Source organism: Tenacibaculum sp. ZH5_bin.1, from assembly GCF_042865525.1.
Taxonomy (GTDB): domain Bacteria; phylum Bacteroidota; class Bacteroidia; order Flavobacteriales; family Flavobacteriaceae; genus Polaribacter; species Polaribacter mesophilus.
This window is the reverse complement of record NZ_JBEGIO010000001.1, coordinates 1,553,784-1,569,873: the sequence shown is the minus strand read 5'-3', so window position 1 is coordinate 1,569,873 and position 16,090 is coordinate 1,553,784. Positions and strand designations below refer to the sequence as shown.

18 protein-coding genes are annotated in these 16,090 nt (G+C 30.1%); 10 read left to right on the top strand and 8 right to left on the bottom strand.

What is annotated here, in order from left to right; all coding sequences use genetic code 11:
• Position 1 precedes the first annotated feature (1 nt).
• From ABHQ57_RS07270 to ABHQ57_RS07230, 9 genes are all read left to right on the top strand, one after another.
• Positions 2-598 (top strand): short chain dehydrogenase, encoded by a 597-nt coding sequence (locus ABHQ57_RS07270; protein WP_389863035.1) that lies wholly within the window; start codon positions 2-4, stop codon positions 596-598.
• 10 nt (positions 599-608) lie between these two features.
• Positions 609-1,070 (top strand): ankyrin repeat domain-containing protein, encoded by a 462-nt coding sequence (locus ABHQ57_RS07265; protein ID WP_389863032.1) that lies wholly within the window; start codon positions 609-611, stop codon positions 1,068-1,070.
• Between the two features lie 75 nt (positions 1,071-1,145).
• Positions 1,146-1,679 carry an ankyrin repeat domain-containing protein gene (locus ABHQ57_RS07260; protein WP_389863029.1) on the top strand — a complete coding sequence of 178 codons (534 nt, stop codon included), beginning with the start codon at positions 1,146-1,148 and terminating at the stop codon, positions 1,677-1,679.
• Positions 1,680-1,793: 114 nt separating this feature from the next.
• The gene (locus ABHQ57_RS07255; protein WP_073181312.1) at positions 1,794-2,111 is read left to right on the top strand and encodes a hypothetical protein; all 318 of its coding nucleotides are present in this window, start codon (positions 1,794-1,796) and stop codon (positions 2,109-2,111) included.
• Positions 2,086-3,021: an FAD:protein FMN transferase gene (locus ABHQ57_RS07250; protein WP_389863027.1), complete on the top strand. Its 936-nt coding sequence runs from the start codon at positions 2,086-2,088 to the stop codon at positions 3,019-3,021. Before ABHQ57_RS07255 ends, ABHQ57_RS07250 begins: the two co-directional genes overlap by 26 nt.
• The gene (rsxC, locus tag ABHQ57_RS07245) at positions 3,018-4,274 is read left to right on the top strand and encodes an electron transport complex subunit RsxC (protein ID WP_389863024.1); all 1,257 of its coding nucleotides are present in this window, start codon (positions 3,018-3,020) and stop codon (positions 4,272-4,274) included. Before ABHQ57_RS07250 ends, rsxC begins: the two co-directional genes overlap by 4 nt.
• A complete protein-coding gene (locus tag ABHQ57_RS07240; protein ID WP_159492497.1) occupies positions 4,271-5,362 on the top strand; it encodes an RnfABCDGE type electron transport complex subunit D in 1,092 nt (363 codons plus the stop codon). Before rsxC ends, ABHQ57_RS07240 begins: the two co-directional genes overlap by 4 nt.
• Positions 5,363-5,367: 5 nt before the next feature.
• Positions 5,368-6,015, top strand: a complete 648-nt coding sequence (locus tag ABHQ57_RS07235; protein WP_159492498.1) for a nitroreductase — start codon at positions 5,368-5,370, stop codon at positions 6,013-6,015.
• A 154-nt stretch (positions 6,016-6,169) separates the two neighbouring features.
• Positions 6,170-6,445 (top strand): hypothetical protein, encoded by a 276-nt coding sequence (locus ABHQ57_RS07230; protein ID WP_047789310.1) that lies wholly within the window; start codon positions 6,170-6,172, stop codon positions 6,443-6,445.
• Between the two features lie 66 nt (positions 6,446-6,511).
• On the opposite strand, the gene ABHQ57_RS07225 is transcribed toward ABHQ57_RS07230, so the two are convergent.
• The 3 genes from ABHQ57_RS07225 to ABHQ57_RS07215 all read right to left on the bottom strand — a co-directional run bounded on the left by ABHQ57_RS07225 (position 6,512) and on the right by ABHQ57_RS07215 (position 9,443).
• The gene (locus ABHQ57_RS07225) at positions 6,512-7,435 is read right to left on the bottom strand and encodes a GyrI-like domain-containing protein (RefSeq protein ID WP_389863020.1); all 924 of its coding nucleotides are present in this window, start codon (positions 7,433-7,435) and stop codon (positions 6,512-6,514) included.
• Positions 7,436-7,834: 399 nt separating this feature from the next.
• Positions 7,835-8,143 carry a hypothetical protein gene (locus ABHQ57_RS07220; protein WP_047789311.1) on the bottom strand — a complete coding sequence of 103 codons (309 nt, stop codon included), beginning with the start codon at positions 8,141-8,143 and terminating at the stop codon, positions 7,835-7,837.
• Positions 8,130-9,443: an NAD(P)/FAD-dependent oxidoreductase gene (locus ABHQ57_RS07215; RefSeq protein ID WP_047789312.1), complete on the bottom strand. Its 1,314-nt coding sequence runs from the start codon at positions 9,441-9,443 to the stop codon at positions 8,130-8,132. Before ABHQ57_RS07215 ends, ABHQ57_RS07220 begins: the two co-directional genes overlap by 14 nt.
• A gap of 113 nt (positions 9,444-9,556) precedes the next feature.
• Here ABHQ57_RS07215 and ABHQ57_RS07210 point away from each other — a divergent pair, with 113 nt between their 5' ends.
• The gene (locus tag ABHQ57_RS07210) at positions 9,557-9,991 is read left to right on the top strand and encodes a hypothetical protein (protein WP_047789313.1); all 435 of its coding nucleotides are present in this window, start codon (positions 9,557-9,559) and stop codon (positions 9,989-9,991) included.
• Here the strand turns inward: ABHQ57_RS07210 and ABHQ57_RS07205 are convergent.
• The 5 genes from ABHQ57_RS07205 to ABHQ57_RS07185 form a co-directional block, all read right to left on the bottom strand.
• A complete protein-coding gene (locus ABHQ57_RS07205) occupies positions 9,986-10,513 on the bottom strand; it encodes a hypothetical protein (protein ID WP_047789314.1) in 528 nt (175 codons plus the stop codon). The genes ABHQ57_RS07210 and ABHQ57_RS07205 overlap by 6 nt on opposite strands.
• A complete protein-coding gene (locus ABHQ57_RS07200) occupies positions 10,514-10,936 on the bottom strand; it encodes a secondary thiamine-phosphate synthase enzyme YjbQ (protein WP_047789315.1) in 423 nt (140 codons plus the stop codon). It abuts the gene before it with no gap.
• Between the two features lie 9 nt (positions 10,937-10,945).
• Positions 10,946-11,695 carry a LytTR family DNA-binding domain-containing protein gene (locus ABHQ57_RS07195; protein ID WP_047789316.1) on the bottom strand — a complete coding sequence of 250 codons (750 nt, stop codon included), beginning with the start codon at positions 11,693-11,695 and terminating at the stop codon, positions 10,946-10,948.
• A gap of 2 nt (positions 11,696-11,697) precedes the next feature.
• A complete protein-coding gene (locus ABHQ57_RS07190; RefSeq protein ID WP_167713490.1) occupies positions 11,698-14,613 on the bottom strand; it encodes a histidine kinase in 2,916 nt (971 codons plus the stop codon).
• 89 nt (positions 14,614-14,702) lie between these two features.
• Positions 14,703-16,028, bottom strand: coding sequence for a hypothetical protein (locus ABHQ57_RS07185; protein ID WP_047789318.1), 1,326 nt, complete (start codon positions 16,026-16,028; stop codon positions 14,703-14,705).
• Positions 16,029-16,090 lie beyond the last annotated feature (62 nt).

Below are 16,090 nucleotides of genomic sequence, written 5' to 3'. Positions count from 1 at the left end.
AATGAAAAAAGTAATTATAGTCGGTGCAACAGGCATCATTGGTTCAAAAGTACAAGATATTTTATGTAAAGATTATGAAATTATTACTATTAATCGTACAAGTGGCAATTATAAATTAGACATGGCAAATGCAGAAGCAGTAGATACTACGCTTAAAAGCATTGGTGGTTTTGATGCACTAATAGTAACAAGCGGTTATGGTAAATGGGGAAACATAGACGAACATAGTATTCAAGATTTTCACGATGGTTTGCAAAGTAAGTTAATGGGGCAAATAAACTTAGTTATGCTGGGTAGAAAGTATGCCAATCCAGGTGCGACTTTTGTATTATCTTCTGGTATCTTAGCACAACAACCAATGGTTGGTGGTTTATCTTTAAGCGTTATCAATGCAGGTGTAGAAGCGTTTGTAAAAGCAGCTACTGTAGAAAGCAAAGAATTTAAAATTAATGCGGTAAGTCCATCTTTTGCAAAAGAAACTATGGAACAAATGGGAATGGATTCTACCTATGGTGTACCAGCAATTGAGTTTGCCAAATTGTATAAACAAGCCATAGAAGATGATAAAACAGGTATGATCTATCACATAAACCAATAAACATATTAGTATGAAAAAAAAACAGTTTTTAATGGTAATTTTTACAGCCTTAATGCTGTTAAATTGCACCCAAAATCAAACAAAATCTTTAGAAAAAAAAGAAATTAAAACCATGGAACAAACAGCTACAGGTTTACCACAGCTCCATCAAGCTATTATAGATAATGATGAAATTAAAGTACACGAACTAATTGCCAATGGTGCCGATGTTAATCAATTAGATAGTCGTATGGGTAATGCTCCATTACATATTGCTTCGCAGACCGATAATCCAAAAATGATTGATATTTTAATTAAAAACGGTGCTTTTGTAAACCAAATTACACCACGTGCTGGGCACTCACCTTTAATGGTTGCTGCTTGGTACAGTAAAGGTGAAAATATAAAAGCTCTTTTAAAAGCAAAAGATATTAATATTTATGTAAAAAGCCCTAACGGTGGCATTATGGCTAGAGATATGATTGGTGGTTGAGATTCTTCTCCAAACGATAATGACCAGAAGAGGTATGATTCTCTTCGCAAAATAATTGATGATTATGAGGTGGATTTGAAAGAAAAAATAGCTGAGCAAAAAATATATCAGGTAGTAATAAACAAACAGCTAACCGAAGACCAAAAGCTTGAAAAAGTAACTGCTTTAATAGCAGCAGGAGAGCCTGTAAATACTGAATCGTATATAACAGGAACAGGTAACGATAAACATTCTCCGCTATTAGTAGCTTCTAGGAATAATTATCCTAAACTTGTTAATATATTACTGAACGCTGGTGCAAACATTGGTCAGCGTGGTTACCCAATGAATGCAATTGCGTTTCATAAAGGTGGTTATAAAGGCAATCCAGAAGTTTTAGAGTTATTGGTAGCGCACAAAGACGCCCAAAAATATATAGACGATCAAGGATTGAATAATGGCTACACACCTTTGCATGATGCTATTTGGCACAACAATCCAAAAGCGGCACAAGTGCTAATAGATGCAGGAGCGCGGTTAGATCTAAAAACCTATGAAGGTGATACGCCTTTAGATTTAGCGAAACGTTATAACTATACTGAAATAATTAAGGCTATTGAAGCAAAATAGAAATAAACTTAAGACAAAAGTCATTAAGTTTATTTACTCTTTAACGAACCATTAACTACTATATTATTTATTTGTAACACGATTGATGTTACCTTTGGAGTTTACATATAATCTATGAATTTTAAGCATATAATACTTTACCTTCTTGGCATTAGTTTATTACTTTTTGGTAATCGTAATTTATGGGATAAGTGGCAAGAATCTCGAGAAAAATATAAACGAGAAAAAGCACTTGCTACTGTTAATGACAATGTTGAAAAACGTTTTGAAACTCAAAAAATCACCTACGACACCATTACAAAAACATGGAAAAATTCTAATTTTTATTTTCAAACAATAAATTTAGGAAATGTAAACTTCAAAGCTTTACGAAAAAAAGGACGAACAACTATAGAATTGGATGGAGATGAAAATGCCTCAAGTAGCCAGTAAAGCCTATATTACACAAACCCGGTTTCTATTTTATTGTCATATTAAAATTAAAATTCCTGCAAATTATCCAGAAACTTTGTTAGAGGATTGTTTCTCTTTATTAGAAACAGTAGATAGCACCTACAATTCGTATCAAAAAGGTTCTTATTTTAATCAAATTAATACCAATGCAGGTTATTGGGTTACGGTTGATAATGTTACAATTAATTTACTAAAGCAAACCATAAAAATAGCAGAAATAACAAATGGAAGTTATGATATTTCTGCTATGCCCTTAATACGTTTATGGGGATTTTATAAGGAAAAACCTACTCAACCCCCTACAGAAACAGCCATAGTAAGATGTTTAAAACAAGTAAATTATAAAAACATTCAAATACATGGTAATCATGTAAAAATAGCACCACAACAAGAGTTAATTACAGGATCGTTTATAAAAGCCTATGCTGTAGATCAACTTGTAGCCTTTTTAAAAAACAAAGGTGTTACAGATGCTATTATAAATGCTGGTGGTAGTACTATTTATGGCTTATCAGATAACACGCACCCACAATGGTATATTAAAATACCACATCCTAATTTAGATAATAACTTTAAACGCTTGTCGATACAAAATACTTGCTTTTCATTATCATCTACTCAAACTCAGTTTTTAGAAATTAATGGTAAAAAATATAGTCATATTATAAATGCACAAACCGGATTTCCCTCGCAAAACTTACAAGTTGGTTTATGTTCAAAATCGGCATGTTTAGGCGATATGATTTCTACAGCCTTATTTGGGGCAGACATATCTCAATTTAAAACTATAGTGTCTCAACTTCAAAAAGTATTTGATTTTGAAGTCTATATTATAGACCACCAAATGCAACTACATTCGCAATATTTTAAACCCTTTTTAAGCTTATGATGCATATTCCATCATTAAAATCGAAAACAAAATCAAAAACAATAAAAACACTTGCAGCTTCAAAATACTTATATATGCCTTTACAAGCTTACCGAGGTAATTTGAAGCCGTTGGTAGGTATAGGTGACAATATTTTGAAACATCAAAAAATCGCTAGTTCCGAAGGTATTTTTGCGTCATCAATACATGCACCAGTATCAGGCACTGTGATAGACATAATAAGCAATGGTGGTTCATCTTATATTAAAATTGAAAATAATTTTAGGGAAGAAGAAGTTTCTAAAAAACCAATTAATATTGAAGCTTTAACAAAGGAACAAATTCTTACGTTTATAAAAGAATATGGTATTGAAGGTAGTGGTGGCGCGCGTTTTCCTTCTGCAACAAAATATCAAACCAATACGCAATCTATATCGTATTTTTTAATTAATGGTGCCGAGTGCGAACCTTATTTGAGTGCAGATTATGCGGTTATGCAACAAGACGCAGAAGCATTAATTAAAGCCATTAAAGTTGTACAAAAAGTAATTAAAGCTAAACACATTATTTTTGGTATTGAAAAACAACACAAAGAATTAAAATCTCATTTGCAAAATGTAGCCTCTAGATTAGGCATTACAATTCAAGTAAAATTATTACCTAACACTTATCCTCAAGGTGGTGAATTACAGCTTATAAAATCATTAACTAAAAAAGAAATACCAAAAGGTAGTATTCCTGCAAATCATGGTATTATGGTTAATAATGTTGGTACTTTATGGGCATTGTATCAAGCATTTTATAAACAACAACCTTATACCGAACGTATTGTTACAATTTCTGGCGAGAAGGCTGTAAACCATGGTAATTATAGAGTAGCTATTGGTACACCTTTAAATCATATTTTAGAAACATTAGGTCAACCATGGGATAACGATATGCAAACGGTTATTTTGGGAGGTCCCATGATGGGAAAGGCTGTACACCATCCAGAAACACCTATAAACAAAGGTAGTGGAGGCTTATTGACTATGCCAAACCCTAAGAACAAACGTTATAACTGTATCCAATGCGGATATTGTACCGATGTTTGTCCGCAGCGTTTAATGCCAATGGAGTTTACGCGTCATGCTGCAAATAAAGATACTCAAAAGTTAAACGATTTTAACTTAATGGACTGTATAGAATGTGGTGCTTGTGCATATATATGTCCTAGTGATGTGCCTTTAATGCAAAGTATTTTTTCTGGTAAAACTTTAATACAACAAGCATGAGTTTAAACCCATATATAAAACCAAAATTTGGTAGTACTTCCGCTGTGATGTTAGATGTTATTATTGCATTGTTACCTTTATCCATTATTAGTATCATTGCGTTTGGTATGCATGCTTTAAGCTTACTGTTAGTGGCCATAGGAACTGCTTTATTAACAGAACTTGTTTGCGCATTCTTATACACAAAAAATTATAAAAGTATTTTAGATGGCTCTGCTATTGTAACTGCTTTGTTAATGTGTTTTACAATTTCGCCAATAACACCTTGGTATATCGTTGCTTTTGGTGCTGCTGCTGCGATTATTTTTGGTAAAGTAGTTTGGGGCGGATTAGGAAAAAATAGATTTAATCCTGCATTAGTAGGACGAGAATTTATGACTACTTTCTATCCTGTAATTATGACCTCGGCAAGTATTTGGGCAACCAAAAGCTTTGTTAACACACCAAGTATTAACTTATTCTCGGGTTTAGAACATCCATTTTTGTCTCAATATTTAAACCAACTAGTTTATAATACTAGTGGAGCTATGGGAGAATATTCAATATTGGCTATTAGCTTAGGTGGACTATATTTATTATTTAAAAATAGAATATCTTGGCATATTCCGCTAGCGTTATTATCTGTATTTTTTCTTGGTTTTTGGTTAATAGATGGTGGTGAAAATTATCATTTTTCTTTAGCAGGCGTATTATTAGGTACTATTTTTATGGCTACCGATATGCCTTCTAGCCCTACCAATACCAATGGTAAACTGTATTACGGCGCTATGATTGGACTTGTAGCTTTTTTATTGCTTTTAGGCAACGTTAGTTACGAGTATATGTCTTTTTCGATTTTAATCCTTAATGGGTTTTCATACTTAATTTCACAAGCATTTAAACCTAAAGTTTGGGGTAAAAGCATAAATAGAAAAACACAAATAGAACAGCTGTTTTTTCTTACGCTAGCTATTATAGGTGTTACTTTATCTGTTATTACCCTTAACTATTATCATTTAACCGCTTACGTTGTATATCTATACATTATATATATTATTTTAAAATTTAATTTTTCATTTAGTAAAAAAATATTCAATCCAATACAGTAGTAATTATGAAGAAGTTTTTGTTTTTAGCTCTTAGTATAGCTTTATTTTCTTGTGAAGAAAAGCCCGTAGAAAAAACAACCTATTCTGGGTCACAACGCGAAGCCATTATAGACAATATTTTAACACGCCGATCTATTAGAAAATATACAGATCAACAGGTTAGTAAAGCCCAATTAGATACAGTTATGAAAAGCGCTTTATTTGCGCCAAGTGCATTGAATAAACAACCTTGGGAAGTACGCGTTATTCAGAATCAAGAATTATTAACCGAAATTAATAATCGTTTTTTAAATTACGCACAAGGCAAAGAGTTTCAAGGTAGTGCCGCACGTTATAGAGAACCTGGTTTTAGCATTTTTCATAGCGCCCCAACGCTTATTGTTATAGCTAGAAATAAAAGTAGTAATATTAGCTATTTAGATAGTGGTATTATTTTACAAAACATTTTATTAAGTGCGCATGCTATAGATTTAGGCACGTGCCCATTAGGGACTTTAGTACCAATTTTAAATCTAGAAGAAAATAAAGACATTTTAGAACTACTAAACATTCCTGAAGGTTTTGAAGTCGCTATTAATGTTGCTTTGGGGTATCCTGACGAACAACCTGTAGCACCAAAACGTTACCCAGATCGAATTAAAATTATAGAATAGATTAAAATATTTTTTATATTTGGTGTTCTCAAAATTGCTATATATTTCTTCATTATATTTTTTAGTTGTCAGTAAGATTTGTTAGCAATTTTATTAAACTCATAAGTATTTTATGAATAAAAATGAAAAGAAAAATTTAATCAAAAATTAAAATATGATAGAAATATTAGCATTAGTTTTTTTAGGTAAGAAAATAGCTGAATTAGCAGGAGAAAAAGGAGAAAGCCCTAATAAATGGAGAGGTATAATGATTGGCTCTTGGTTTGGAGCAGAAATTTTGGGAATTGTAATATTTGCCTCTACAATTGGAATAGGTGATGATACTATTTTTCCTGCTGCAATGGTAGGGCTAGTTTGTGGCTTAACTAGTTATTTTGTTGTAAGAAGCATATTGACTTCTAAACCTGATGCTGTAAAGGAGTTATCTTAACAATAAAGTATAATAAAAAGGCATAACATTCTAAAGAATGTCATGCCTTTTATGTTTTACAATATTTTAGTCAACAGGTATACAAATATCTACAATACATTTTCCTTCGGGGTGTTCATTAGGGTTGTTATAAAAAATTTCATATGGATCTTGGTCAGCTTTCTTGAAACCATGTTCACTCATCCACACAAAACTACTTTCCCATGCTTGTTGAAATTCTGACGGAGTAATTTCTAAACGAGATACTATACATTTTAATTCAGGTATTTCTTTTACACTTACTTCTCCTTCAGTTTTTACCTCTGAATTTAAAGTTAAACAAACACTCATTCTTATTTTGTCTTCATCAGTAATTTTAGGACTGTCGTGATATACCGTTAACATTCTTAAATTTTCCTGCTGCATTAACCCTTTAGGATAAGCCCACTCCATTAGCTTATGGTAAGCATTTTCTACTGCATCCATTTTTCCTTGATGTGTTAAATAGACTACTTTTAAGGTTGGCATTTTTTTTACTTCGGTTTTAGCTTTCATTTGCATCCATTTTAAGTTTGTATTTATATTACAAATGTATTGCTCAAACTGTGTTTCTATTTTTCCATTCTTGCTTTCTGTTTTACAAATCTTGCTATATTTAGATGGACTTTCTTTTTTAAATTCAGCAGGACTCATTCCGTAAAACTTTTTAAAAGCTCTTGAAAATGATGACAAGGTTACAAAACCTACTATTTCGGATACTTCTGTAACTGTTTTATTTTTTTTATTTAGTAAAAAAGAAGCTGACTTTTCTACTCTCTTTCTCGTTATAAAATCATTAACCGTTTCTTTGGTTACGGCTTTAAAAAGCCTATGAAAATGGTATGGAGAGAAGTATGCCTTTTCTGCTATTTCTTCTAAAACAAGTTTTTTATCCAAATTTCTTTCAATAAAATCAATAGCATTACTTATACGGATTACTGTTTTATTGGGTATTTTTTTAGTTGAGCTCATAACTACTTCTTATTTAGAAACACCTACTTATCAAGAATTAATTTCCTTTTCTTGCAAAATTAAAAATACAAAACCTCCAATAAAATATAAAATAACATCAAATATGTCCGCTGTATATCTTTCCATATATTTCGGTATTATAAACTCAAAAAAAAATGAATATAATGCACATATATAAACCATTACCCCTAATGGTATTTGATAATGTTTATTATTCTTACTCCATCTTAAAATATAAAGGCATATAGTTAATATTATAGGAATTATTAAAAAGTCGTTTACATAATTATTAACTAATGTAGGTAGTTTTATAATTAACTTTTGTGCTATATAAATTAGACTCCCTATTAGTATTGAAATAGCAAAATAATATGTAAGTATCTTTTGTTTCACGCTACCCTACCCTGCTGCTACCATTGCTATAAACCATGCTATTAAAGCTCCAATAGCACTCACCAATAAATATGCTGAATATAAAACCCAACCAACAATACGGTACAGCCAAAACGAATGTTTTTTTAACCGTTCTGCTAAATTAGGATTTTCTATTTCATGCTTCGCTTTTTTGAGTTCTTCTTGCTTATAAGCTGTAACTTTTTCTTCTTGTTTTTTTTCAAAAGAAATTAATGTATTACAGTTTTTACAGTAATCTCTATTTTTATTGAAAACTCCACAGTTAGGGCACTTAATATTTCTAGTGATTGCCATTTTCTTGTTCTTTAAAGCTATACTTATTTTTCTTTTTATAAGGGCGAATAATTAACCTTGTTTCTCTATCAAAACGTATGTAGTTATATACCCAATTCATAAACACTACCGCTTTATTTCTAAATCCGATGAGTGAAAATAGATGTACAAACATCCATATAAACCATGCAAAAACTCCTTGAAATTTCCAACGAGATAAATCTACTACCGCTTTATTTCTTCCAATGGTTGCCATAGATCCTTTGCTGTTGTACACAAATGGTTTTTGTTTTTTGCTTTTTATTTTGGCTAAGATATTTTTACCCAATAATCGTCCTTGTTGAATCGCTGGTTGCGCCATCATTGGATGCCCCCTTTTATAAGTTTTAGTTTCCATACATGCTACATCTCCAATAGCATAAATATTATTGTAGCCTATTACTTTGTTGTATTCATCTACTTTAAATCGATTAGCTCTTTCAACTACACATTCTTCATTTAAACCATTAACAGCAGCTCCTTTTACTCCTGCTGCCCAAATAACCGTTTGTGCTTTAAAATGATCTTCTCCGTTTGTAGTAACAGTTTCTCCATCATAATCAAGTACACGAAGATTTTTCCACACATCTACTCCTAATTTTATTAAAAAATCTTCCGCTTTTTTAGAAGCTCCATTACTCATTCCTTTTAATAGCTCTCCTGAGCTTTGAATGAGATTAATTTTCATCTGCCGAATATCTAAGTCTGGGTAATCTTTAGGTAAAATTCCTTTTTTCATTTCTGCCAAAGCTCCTGCCAACTCTACTCCTGTTGGTCCACCACCTACAATAACAAAATTCATTAATGCTCTTCGCTTTTCTAAATCGGTTACCAATAATGCTTCTTCAAAATTCTCTAAAACCAAACTACGAATATTTAATGCTTGTGGAACCGATTTCATTTCCATAGCATACTTTTGAATATTAGTATTTCCAAAAAAGTTTGTTGTTGAACCTGTGGCTATAATCAACTCATCATACTCTAAATTTCCTATCGTAGTTTCTATATAGTTTTTCTCGGCATGTATTTGGGTTACTTTTGCTAATCTGAAGAAAAAGTTTTCTACATCATTAAATCTTTTTCTCAAAGGGAACGCTATACTGTCAGGCTCCAATCCTCCTGTGGCTACTTGATATAGTAAAGGTTGAAAAGTATGGTAATTGTGTTTATCTATTAATACTACTTGTAAATCTTGGTTTTCTAGAGCTCTTGCTACTGCCAATCCTGCAAACCCACCTCCTATAATTATTATTCGAGGAAAACTTGTTTGAGGTATGTTCATTGTTTATTAGGATTTTAAATCTAATTAGCAAATTTAACTAAAAGAGAAAGGAGTTAGTTAAAATTTATTTTTTAGTTTTACGCTCGCCCCCGTTAATCAAATCAATAACTGTCATGTTTAATTTTTTTAAAAAGAAAAAAGTAACGAGTTTAACTATTATATGTGATACTAACATTATACATGTTAATAATAAACCTCTTACATTTCCTACTAATTATAATACTTTAATTGATGTTTTAGGCAAACCTAGTAGAGAATTAAAAAAAAGTAATAATTATATTATTTGGGATACACATGGTATTTTTTGCGGTTATACTGATAGAGATAATATTTTATCCATAAATGTTTATCAAAATAAAAAAGATAGAAGTGAGTATAACACCCAAAAGCAGTTTAAAGGAAAGCTTTTTTTAAATAATGAAGAAATTACTAATAATGAGTTTGGTAAAATTCCATTAGGTAAAGTAGCTATTCACAGACTTGGTAGAGAGAGTGACACCCGTTTTGGATTTAGTCTTGGCGTTAATAGAGATTATAAAGATTTATAACTCTAATTTAACTTGCTGTAAGGTTTTGTTTGTTGTAATGAGTTTGTCAATTATTTTTCTTCTTAAAGTTTCAATATCCTCTTCATAATAACGTGCCCACTTGTATTCTTTAAACAGAGTTTGAATTTGTTTTAAACGCTGATATGCAAACTCTGAAGTCATTAAAAAATGAGCTTCTTCTGAATTATTTTGAACTCTTTTAATATTCACTTTATGCACTGTATAATCTACTTCTAAATAGAATACTTTATCAGTACTATTTAATGGATAAAAATCAGACCAATTTGCGTACCCTACATAATAATTTTGATTTTTATAGTTTTCTATTCCCTGAATCTTCCAACGACAATTAGCAACTCTACCCCAGTGATTTGAATAACGAAAAACACCCTCCGCTGTGTAATAGTAATAACTACCTGATTTACTTTGAAAATGTGCCTTCATATCATCAAAGAAATTGACATTTTGCATTTCAAACTCACAGTACGTACTTCTGTAAAAATTGAATTTATGATACTTCATTTAATTTCCAAAAGCGGTTAGTACTATTTTTCTTTTACCTCCATAATTTCTGTGCTCACCTAAGTATATTCCTTGCCAAGTTCCTAAGTTGAGATTTCCATTGGTAATTGGAATTTGTACCTGACATCCTAACATAGAACTTTTAATATGTGCTGGCATATCATCGGCACCTTCATAATCGTGTTTATAGTATGGCATATTTTCAGGAACCATTTTATTGATATGCGATTCGAAATCTATTCGAACGGTAGGATCTGCATTTTCATTAATGGTTAAACTAGCAGAAGTATGCTTTATAAATACCTGTAACTGTCCTATTTGAATATTTTCAAGCTCTGGAAGTGCTTCTAACAAAACATCTGTAATTAAGTGATAGCCTCTATTAAATGCTGGTAATTGAATTTCTTTTTGGTAAAATTGCATTTTACAAATCTAAAATACTTCTTTTATAATTTTTAGAAATTCTTGCTTTTTTGTTTTTGAAATAGGAATTGTTGTTTGATTTTGCATTAATAAAAAATCTCCGTCTTTTTTAACAAATTTTTCTAAATAATGAAGGTTTATTAAGTAAGATCTATGACATCTAAAAAATAAGTTGTTTCCCTGAAGTTGATTTTCAAAGTATGCTAGTGGTTTACAAATTAATTCTCTTTCTCTATTTGCTAAATGTACTTTTGTATACATTCCATCTGCTTCTAAGTATAAAATATCTTCATGCGAAACAAAAATAATTTCTCCTGGTACTTCTAAAGCTATTTTATGTGATGATAATGATTGAATGGCTTTTTTTAACTCTGAAAATTGTGCTGTTACCTTTTTTTGGTTAATATTAACTTTTGCTTTATTTATAGCTACTCGTAACTCTTCTCTGTCAATTGGTTTAACCAAATAATCTATTGCAGATAATTTTAGTGCTTCTAATGCGTATTGTTGATATGCTGTTGTAAAAATTAATTGAAACTCTATAGGCTCTGAAATAAAATCTAATATTTCTAAACCTGAGTACTCAGGCATTTCAATATCTAAAAAAACAATGTCTGGATTGTTTTCTTTAATTGACTTTACTCCATCTACTAAGTTATCTGCTGTAATAACATTTTTTATTTCAGGAAAAAACTCTGTAAGCATCGTTTTCATTACACTACGTGCTTTTGCCTCATCATCAATTATTAAAGCTTTCATTATTAAATTCTTTTTATTTTTAGTGTTACTATCGTTCCTGTAGCATTATTGTTTTCATCTACTTTATCCGTAAAATCTACTGAAATATCAAATAACTTTTCTTTCTTATACAACGAAACTCGCTCTTGGGTAGCGTTTACAGCAAAAGACTTATGCCCTTTTCTTTTCTTATTAATTTCTGAAGATTTTTTTCGTCCAACACCATCATCTTTTATCGTTATAATTAAAACCTTGTTAATATTTTCTTCTATTGTTATCCATAAATTCCCTTGGTCTTTCTTATGAACAAGTCCGTGTTTTATAGCATTTTCTACAAAAGGTTGTATAAACAACGGCGGAACTTCAATTTGATCTTTATTTATGTTTTTATCTACTAAGAAGTGAACCTTAAATTTATTTTCAAATCGTAATTGCTCTAATGATATATAAATCTCGAGTGAACTAAGTTCTTCTTTGAGTAGTATTACATTTACTCTACTATGATTTAAATACATTCTTATTAAACGAGAAAATTTAACTAAGTAATCACTTGCTAAATATTTCTCATTCTTCATTACATAATCTTGAATAGCTCCTAAGGAATTAAAAATAAAATGAGGGTTCATTTGTGAGCGTAAGTTTTCTAGCCTTAACTTACTTATTCTACTATCTAAAATTACCCTTTCTAGTTCTCGTTCTCCTTCCTCTTCTTTCCATTTTAATTTAATTCGGTAATATATTATTATTCCTAAAACAGATATTATAAATATTGTCACAATAAACCACCAACTTTCCCAAAAAGGCTTTTGTACAATTATTTTAACTCCTTTACTTTCTTTTCCTATACTTCCATCTAAACTTTTAGTTCTAAGTAAAAACTTATATCTTCCTGATGGAATTCCAATATATCTTACTACATCATCGTTTAACTCAGATGTTTGCCATTCTGTATTAAAACCTAAAAGTTTATATTGAAAAACATTTTTACTACTAGATTTAAATCCATTAGCATTAAAGTTAAATGTAATGTCGTTAGTTTTGTAAGGCAGTTTGTATTTTGTTTTTATTTCTTGTTCTATTCCTCCAATTTTAACATTACTTATGTAGGCTAACGGAGCTAATTTTGGTTCTATTAACTCTGGAACAGATGTGTTTATTCTACATAAAAAATTGTTACCAGGTATCCATAAATAATTATTTTGTATTACTGGAGTTTTAAATTTTATAGCACTTTTATCAGTTAAGTTTATTGTATTTATTACTTTTTTATCTGTATCGTATCGCTGTATTCCTTTTTCAGTAACAATCCATAGAAAATTGTCCTTCCCTAAAATTCCTTTTATTTGAGATTTTAACAATCCGTTTAAACAGGTTATGCTATCAGTTACTTTTCCTCCCTCTAAAGCTAAAATTTTATCTCTTGTAGTTGCCCATATTTTACCGTTAGTAGTTTGAGTGTATTCAGAAAAAATAATAGGTTTATTTTGATGATGTACTGGAGTAGTTTGTAATTTATTGTTATAGGCTACTGTTCCATCAATATAAGTAACGTAAATAAGTTTGTTTTTTGAATCGTAATGAGTACTAATAGGTCTTTTGTTTTCTAAAACTATATAGTCTTTATTTCTAGAAAGTTGAGTATAAATAATAGCACGTCTATATGATAGATACACCAATGAATCTTTATTTATTTTCGTAAAACCTTTAGCTGTGGTAAACTGATTTCCTACATTAGTAATTTTCAACTTTTTTATATCATATGTATAGCTACTGGTTCCGTTTGTGCTTATATATGCTTTTTGTAGGTTTTTATTATATTTTATTCTATTAACAGGTCGTTGATTAGATAAACTGATAATTTTATAATAATTATCTTCTGTATTGTAATCTATTAAGTTACCATTTTGAGTTCCTAATAATAATCTATTATTACCAATGGTTTCTATTGAGATAATATCTTCTTTTATTTCCACAAAACTTTTCTTCGTTATTTCTAAACTTGGCACAACGAAAATTCCATTTTGCAGTGTTGCAAGCCAATAATTATTCTCATTATCTTTTAGAACATCAGTTATATGATAATCTTTAAAAATTTGTTTAGTATTATTTACTTTGTTTTTGTTTAAAGTTATATAAATACCTTTTGATGTTAACAACCAGTTTTCTTTAAACTTTTTGGTATTATAAACTTGTGCTTTTTTAAGAGCTTCAGGAAGTTTTGTGGTAGTTATTTTTCTCGTATGTATATTAACTGAAAATATCTTTGAGTTCTCCTTTTCTACTTTAACAACAACATCATCAAACCATTCAAACATTTGAAGCTTTCCTTCATTTAAAAAGTTTTTTTCTATATCAAAATTTATTTTTTTAAAAACTGCTTGCCCACTTTCTTCATAAACTTGAGTTATAGTATTAGTTTCTTTTAAATTGTAGTAAAAAAAACCATTTTTTGTTTTTGCTATTTTAGAAATATTGGCATTTAGGTCTTTTTTTATCGACGCAGTTTTTTTATCTATTTGGTAACTTTTTCTTTGTGATATAAAGAACACATCATCATTAAAAACAATTAAGCTTGCAAATGCTCCTTTCAATTCATTTGAAAAATCTTTAAATAATTGTAGTTCTTTATTTACTACTTTATAAATATGTCCTGAAATGGTCGAACACCAAATTTGTCCTTCCTTATCTATTTGTAAGTTAAAAATACTTTTTGTGGTAGAAATAGTATTTTTAACTTGCCTAAATCTTTTACCGTTGTAATAAAACAAACCTTGCTCCCCTCCAACCCAAACTAGGTTATTTTTATCTTGTATAATATTATAATTTGCTAAAGATACTAATCCATCATCAGATGTAAATTGTGTATAAAAAGGCTCCTGTGAAAATACATTTTCAAAGAGAAAAGAAATAAAGATTAGTATATAAAAAGTTTTTTTCACAAATTTAATTTTATTACAAAAAAAGGTGGTTATGCAATAATACGCAAAACACCACCTTTTAGAACTATTCTTAACTTAAAGTCTATATTTTAGTTTTTAGGTTTAGCATCACATTTTACATACCCTCCATAAGGAGCTCTAATACTTCCTCTGTTAATTCCATTAAAAAAAGGACTCCCATATTTTCCTCCTCCTATATAATCTTTTCTTACTATAAACTGTTGCAACATACATTGCCCATCTGAATTTTTCTGTACAACAGCTCCTACAGCCCATTGATATAAAGGTACCCCTGTTACCTTATGTTTTACAGTTGACCATTTATCAGATGTCATGTATTGATATATATTTTTCATACTCATTTTACCATAATATTTATTCAATCCACTTACAGCTGCATTTTTAATTGCTGAGTTTTTATCAAAACTCCCTTTTGCTGGCATTGTTACACTATTTAACTTTGCTCCTAACCAATCTTTACGTAAGTTATCAAACTTAGCAAAAGTTGTTTGAGATGTTAATTCAGGATTTTTATAATACTTCTTAATTTTTTCTGGATTTTTTGCAGCAATTACAAACTGCTTTGGTTGAGCATTATTCATCCACTTATGACCAACGTTATCGTTTTTATGATATACCTCTGCTCCAATTAATAATACTCCTGGTTCCAATAAAAGAACATTAGCATTAGTCCATTCTGGTCCGCCTCCCATTCCAAATTGGAACTGAATATTACCTTTATCGGCAGATTTTCTATATTTTTCAGGAACCACACCATAACGTTTTTGGTTTGGTGAAAAATATGCATTTAATTGATATGATGTTGGATCATATTCAATAGAAAAGCCTTCGTAAATATCACCTGGATTGCTATCAAAATGACTTGAAGGATTTCTAACAAAGTATTGTGATAAATGGTAGTAACCAGACAGTTCCATCTTATCAGAAAAACCACCATCATAAGCAGGCATTTTTTTAAATTTCGTTCTGTTTAATACATAAATTTGATTGTCTTTAAATTTATCATTTTCACTACTTTCTATAGGTGAAGGAATTTCGCTCACAACTGTTCCTTTACTATTTTCTTTAGCTAATAAGGCTTCTTTTTCCGCTACTTGTTTTTGTTGATATTCTTTATACTTTTTAAAATAAAAATCTTGCTTTTCTTTATCGTTGGGATACTTTTTAGCTAACTCTTTCTTAAACTCTTCATCTGAATACTCATTTGTATTAGACGTTGAATTAGTATCTGAACTTGTAGTTGATTTTTCTATTGATGAAGAAGCTTTCTCTTCTATTTTTTTTGTTACTTTTTGCTTAGCTTTTTTTAACATGTTACCAAACTGAGCATTGGCTGTTTGATGAAACAAAAAACTAGCTAAGAATAAACAAACTAATATTGTATATTTTTTCATTTCTATTATTGTTTTTATGCTATTAGAAGCTACCTGCTTTTTACACAGGTAACTTTCTTTCT

Excerpts from the sequence above, each read along its gene's own strand:
- ABHQ57_RS07230 (WP_047789310.1), top strand. The coding sequence starts at position 6,170 with ATGATAGAAATATTAGCATTAGTTTTTTTAGGTAAGAAAATAGCTGAA.
- ABHQ57_RS07225 (WP_389863020.1), bottom strand. The coding sequence starts at position 7,435 with ATGAGCTCAACTAAAAAAATACCCAATAAAACAGTAATCCGTATAAGT.
- ABHQ57_RS07265 (WP_389863032.1), top strand. The coding sequence starts at position 609 with ATGAAAAAAAAACAGTTTTTAATGGTAATTTTTACAGCCTTAATGCTG.
- ABHQ57_RS07235 (WP_159492498.1), top strand. The coding sequence starts at position 5,368 with ATGAAGAAGTTTTTGTTTTTAGCTCTTAGTATAGCTTTATTTTCTTGT.
- ABHQ57_RS07240 (WP_159492497.1), top strand. The coding sequence starts at position 4,271 with ATGAGTTTAAACCCATATATAAAACCAAAATTTGGTAGTACTTCCGCT.
- ABHQ57_RS07255 (WP_073181312.1), top strand. The coding sequence starts at position 1,794 with ATGAATTTTAAGCATATAATACTTTACCTTCTTGGCATTAGTTTATTA.
- ABHQ57_RS07220 (WP_047789311.1), bottom strand. The coding sequence starts at position 8,143 with ATGGCAATCACTAGAAATATTAAGTGCCCTAACTGTGGAGTTTTCAAT.
- ABHQ57_RS07200 (WP_047789315.1), bottom strand. The coding sequence starts at position 10,936 with ATGCAATTTTACCAAAAAGAAATTCAATTACCAGCATTTAATAGAGGC.
- ABHQ57_RS07185 (WP_047789318.1), bottom strand. The coding sequence starts at position 16,028 with ATGAAAAAATATACAATATTAGTTTGTTTATTCTTAGCTAGTTTTTTG.
- ABHQ57_RS07250 (WP_389863027.1), top strand. The coding sequence starts at position 2,086 with ATGAAAATGCCTCAAGTAGCCAGTAAAGCCTATATTACACAAACCCGG.
- ABHQ57_RS07195 (WP_047789316.1), bottom strand. The coding sequence starts at position 11,695 with ATGAAAGCTTTAATAATTGATGATGAGGCAAAAGCACGTAGTGTAATG.
- ABHQ57_RS07205 (WP_047789314.1), bottom strand. The coding sequence starts at position 10,513 with ATGAAGTATCATAAATTCAATTTTTACAGAAGTACGTACTGTGAGTTT.
- ABHQ57_RS07215 (WP_047789312.1), bottom strand. The coding sequence starts at position 9,443 with ATGAACATACCTCAAACAAGTTTTCCTCGAATAATAATTATAGGAGGT.
- ABHQ57_RS07210 (WP_047789313.1), top strand. The coding sequence starts at position 9,557 with ATGTTTAATTTTTTTAAAAAGAAAAAAGTAACGAGTTTAACTATTATA.
- rsxC (WP_389863024.1), top strand. The coding sequence starts at position 3,018 with ATGATGCATATTCCATCATTAAAATCGAAAACAAAATCAAAAACAATA.
- ABHQ57_RS07270 (WP_389863035.1), top strand. The coding sequence starts at position 2 with ATGAAAAAAGTAATTATAGTCGGTGCAACAGGCATCATTGGTTCAAAA.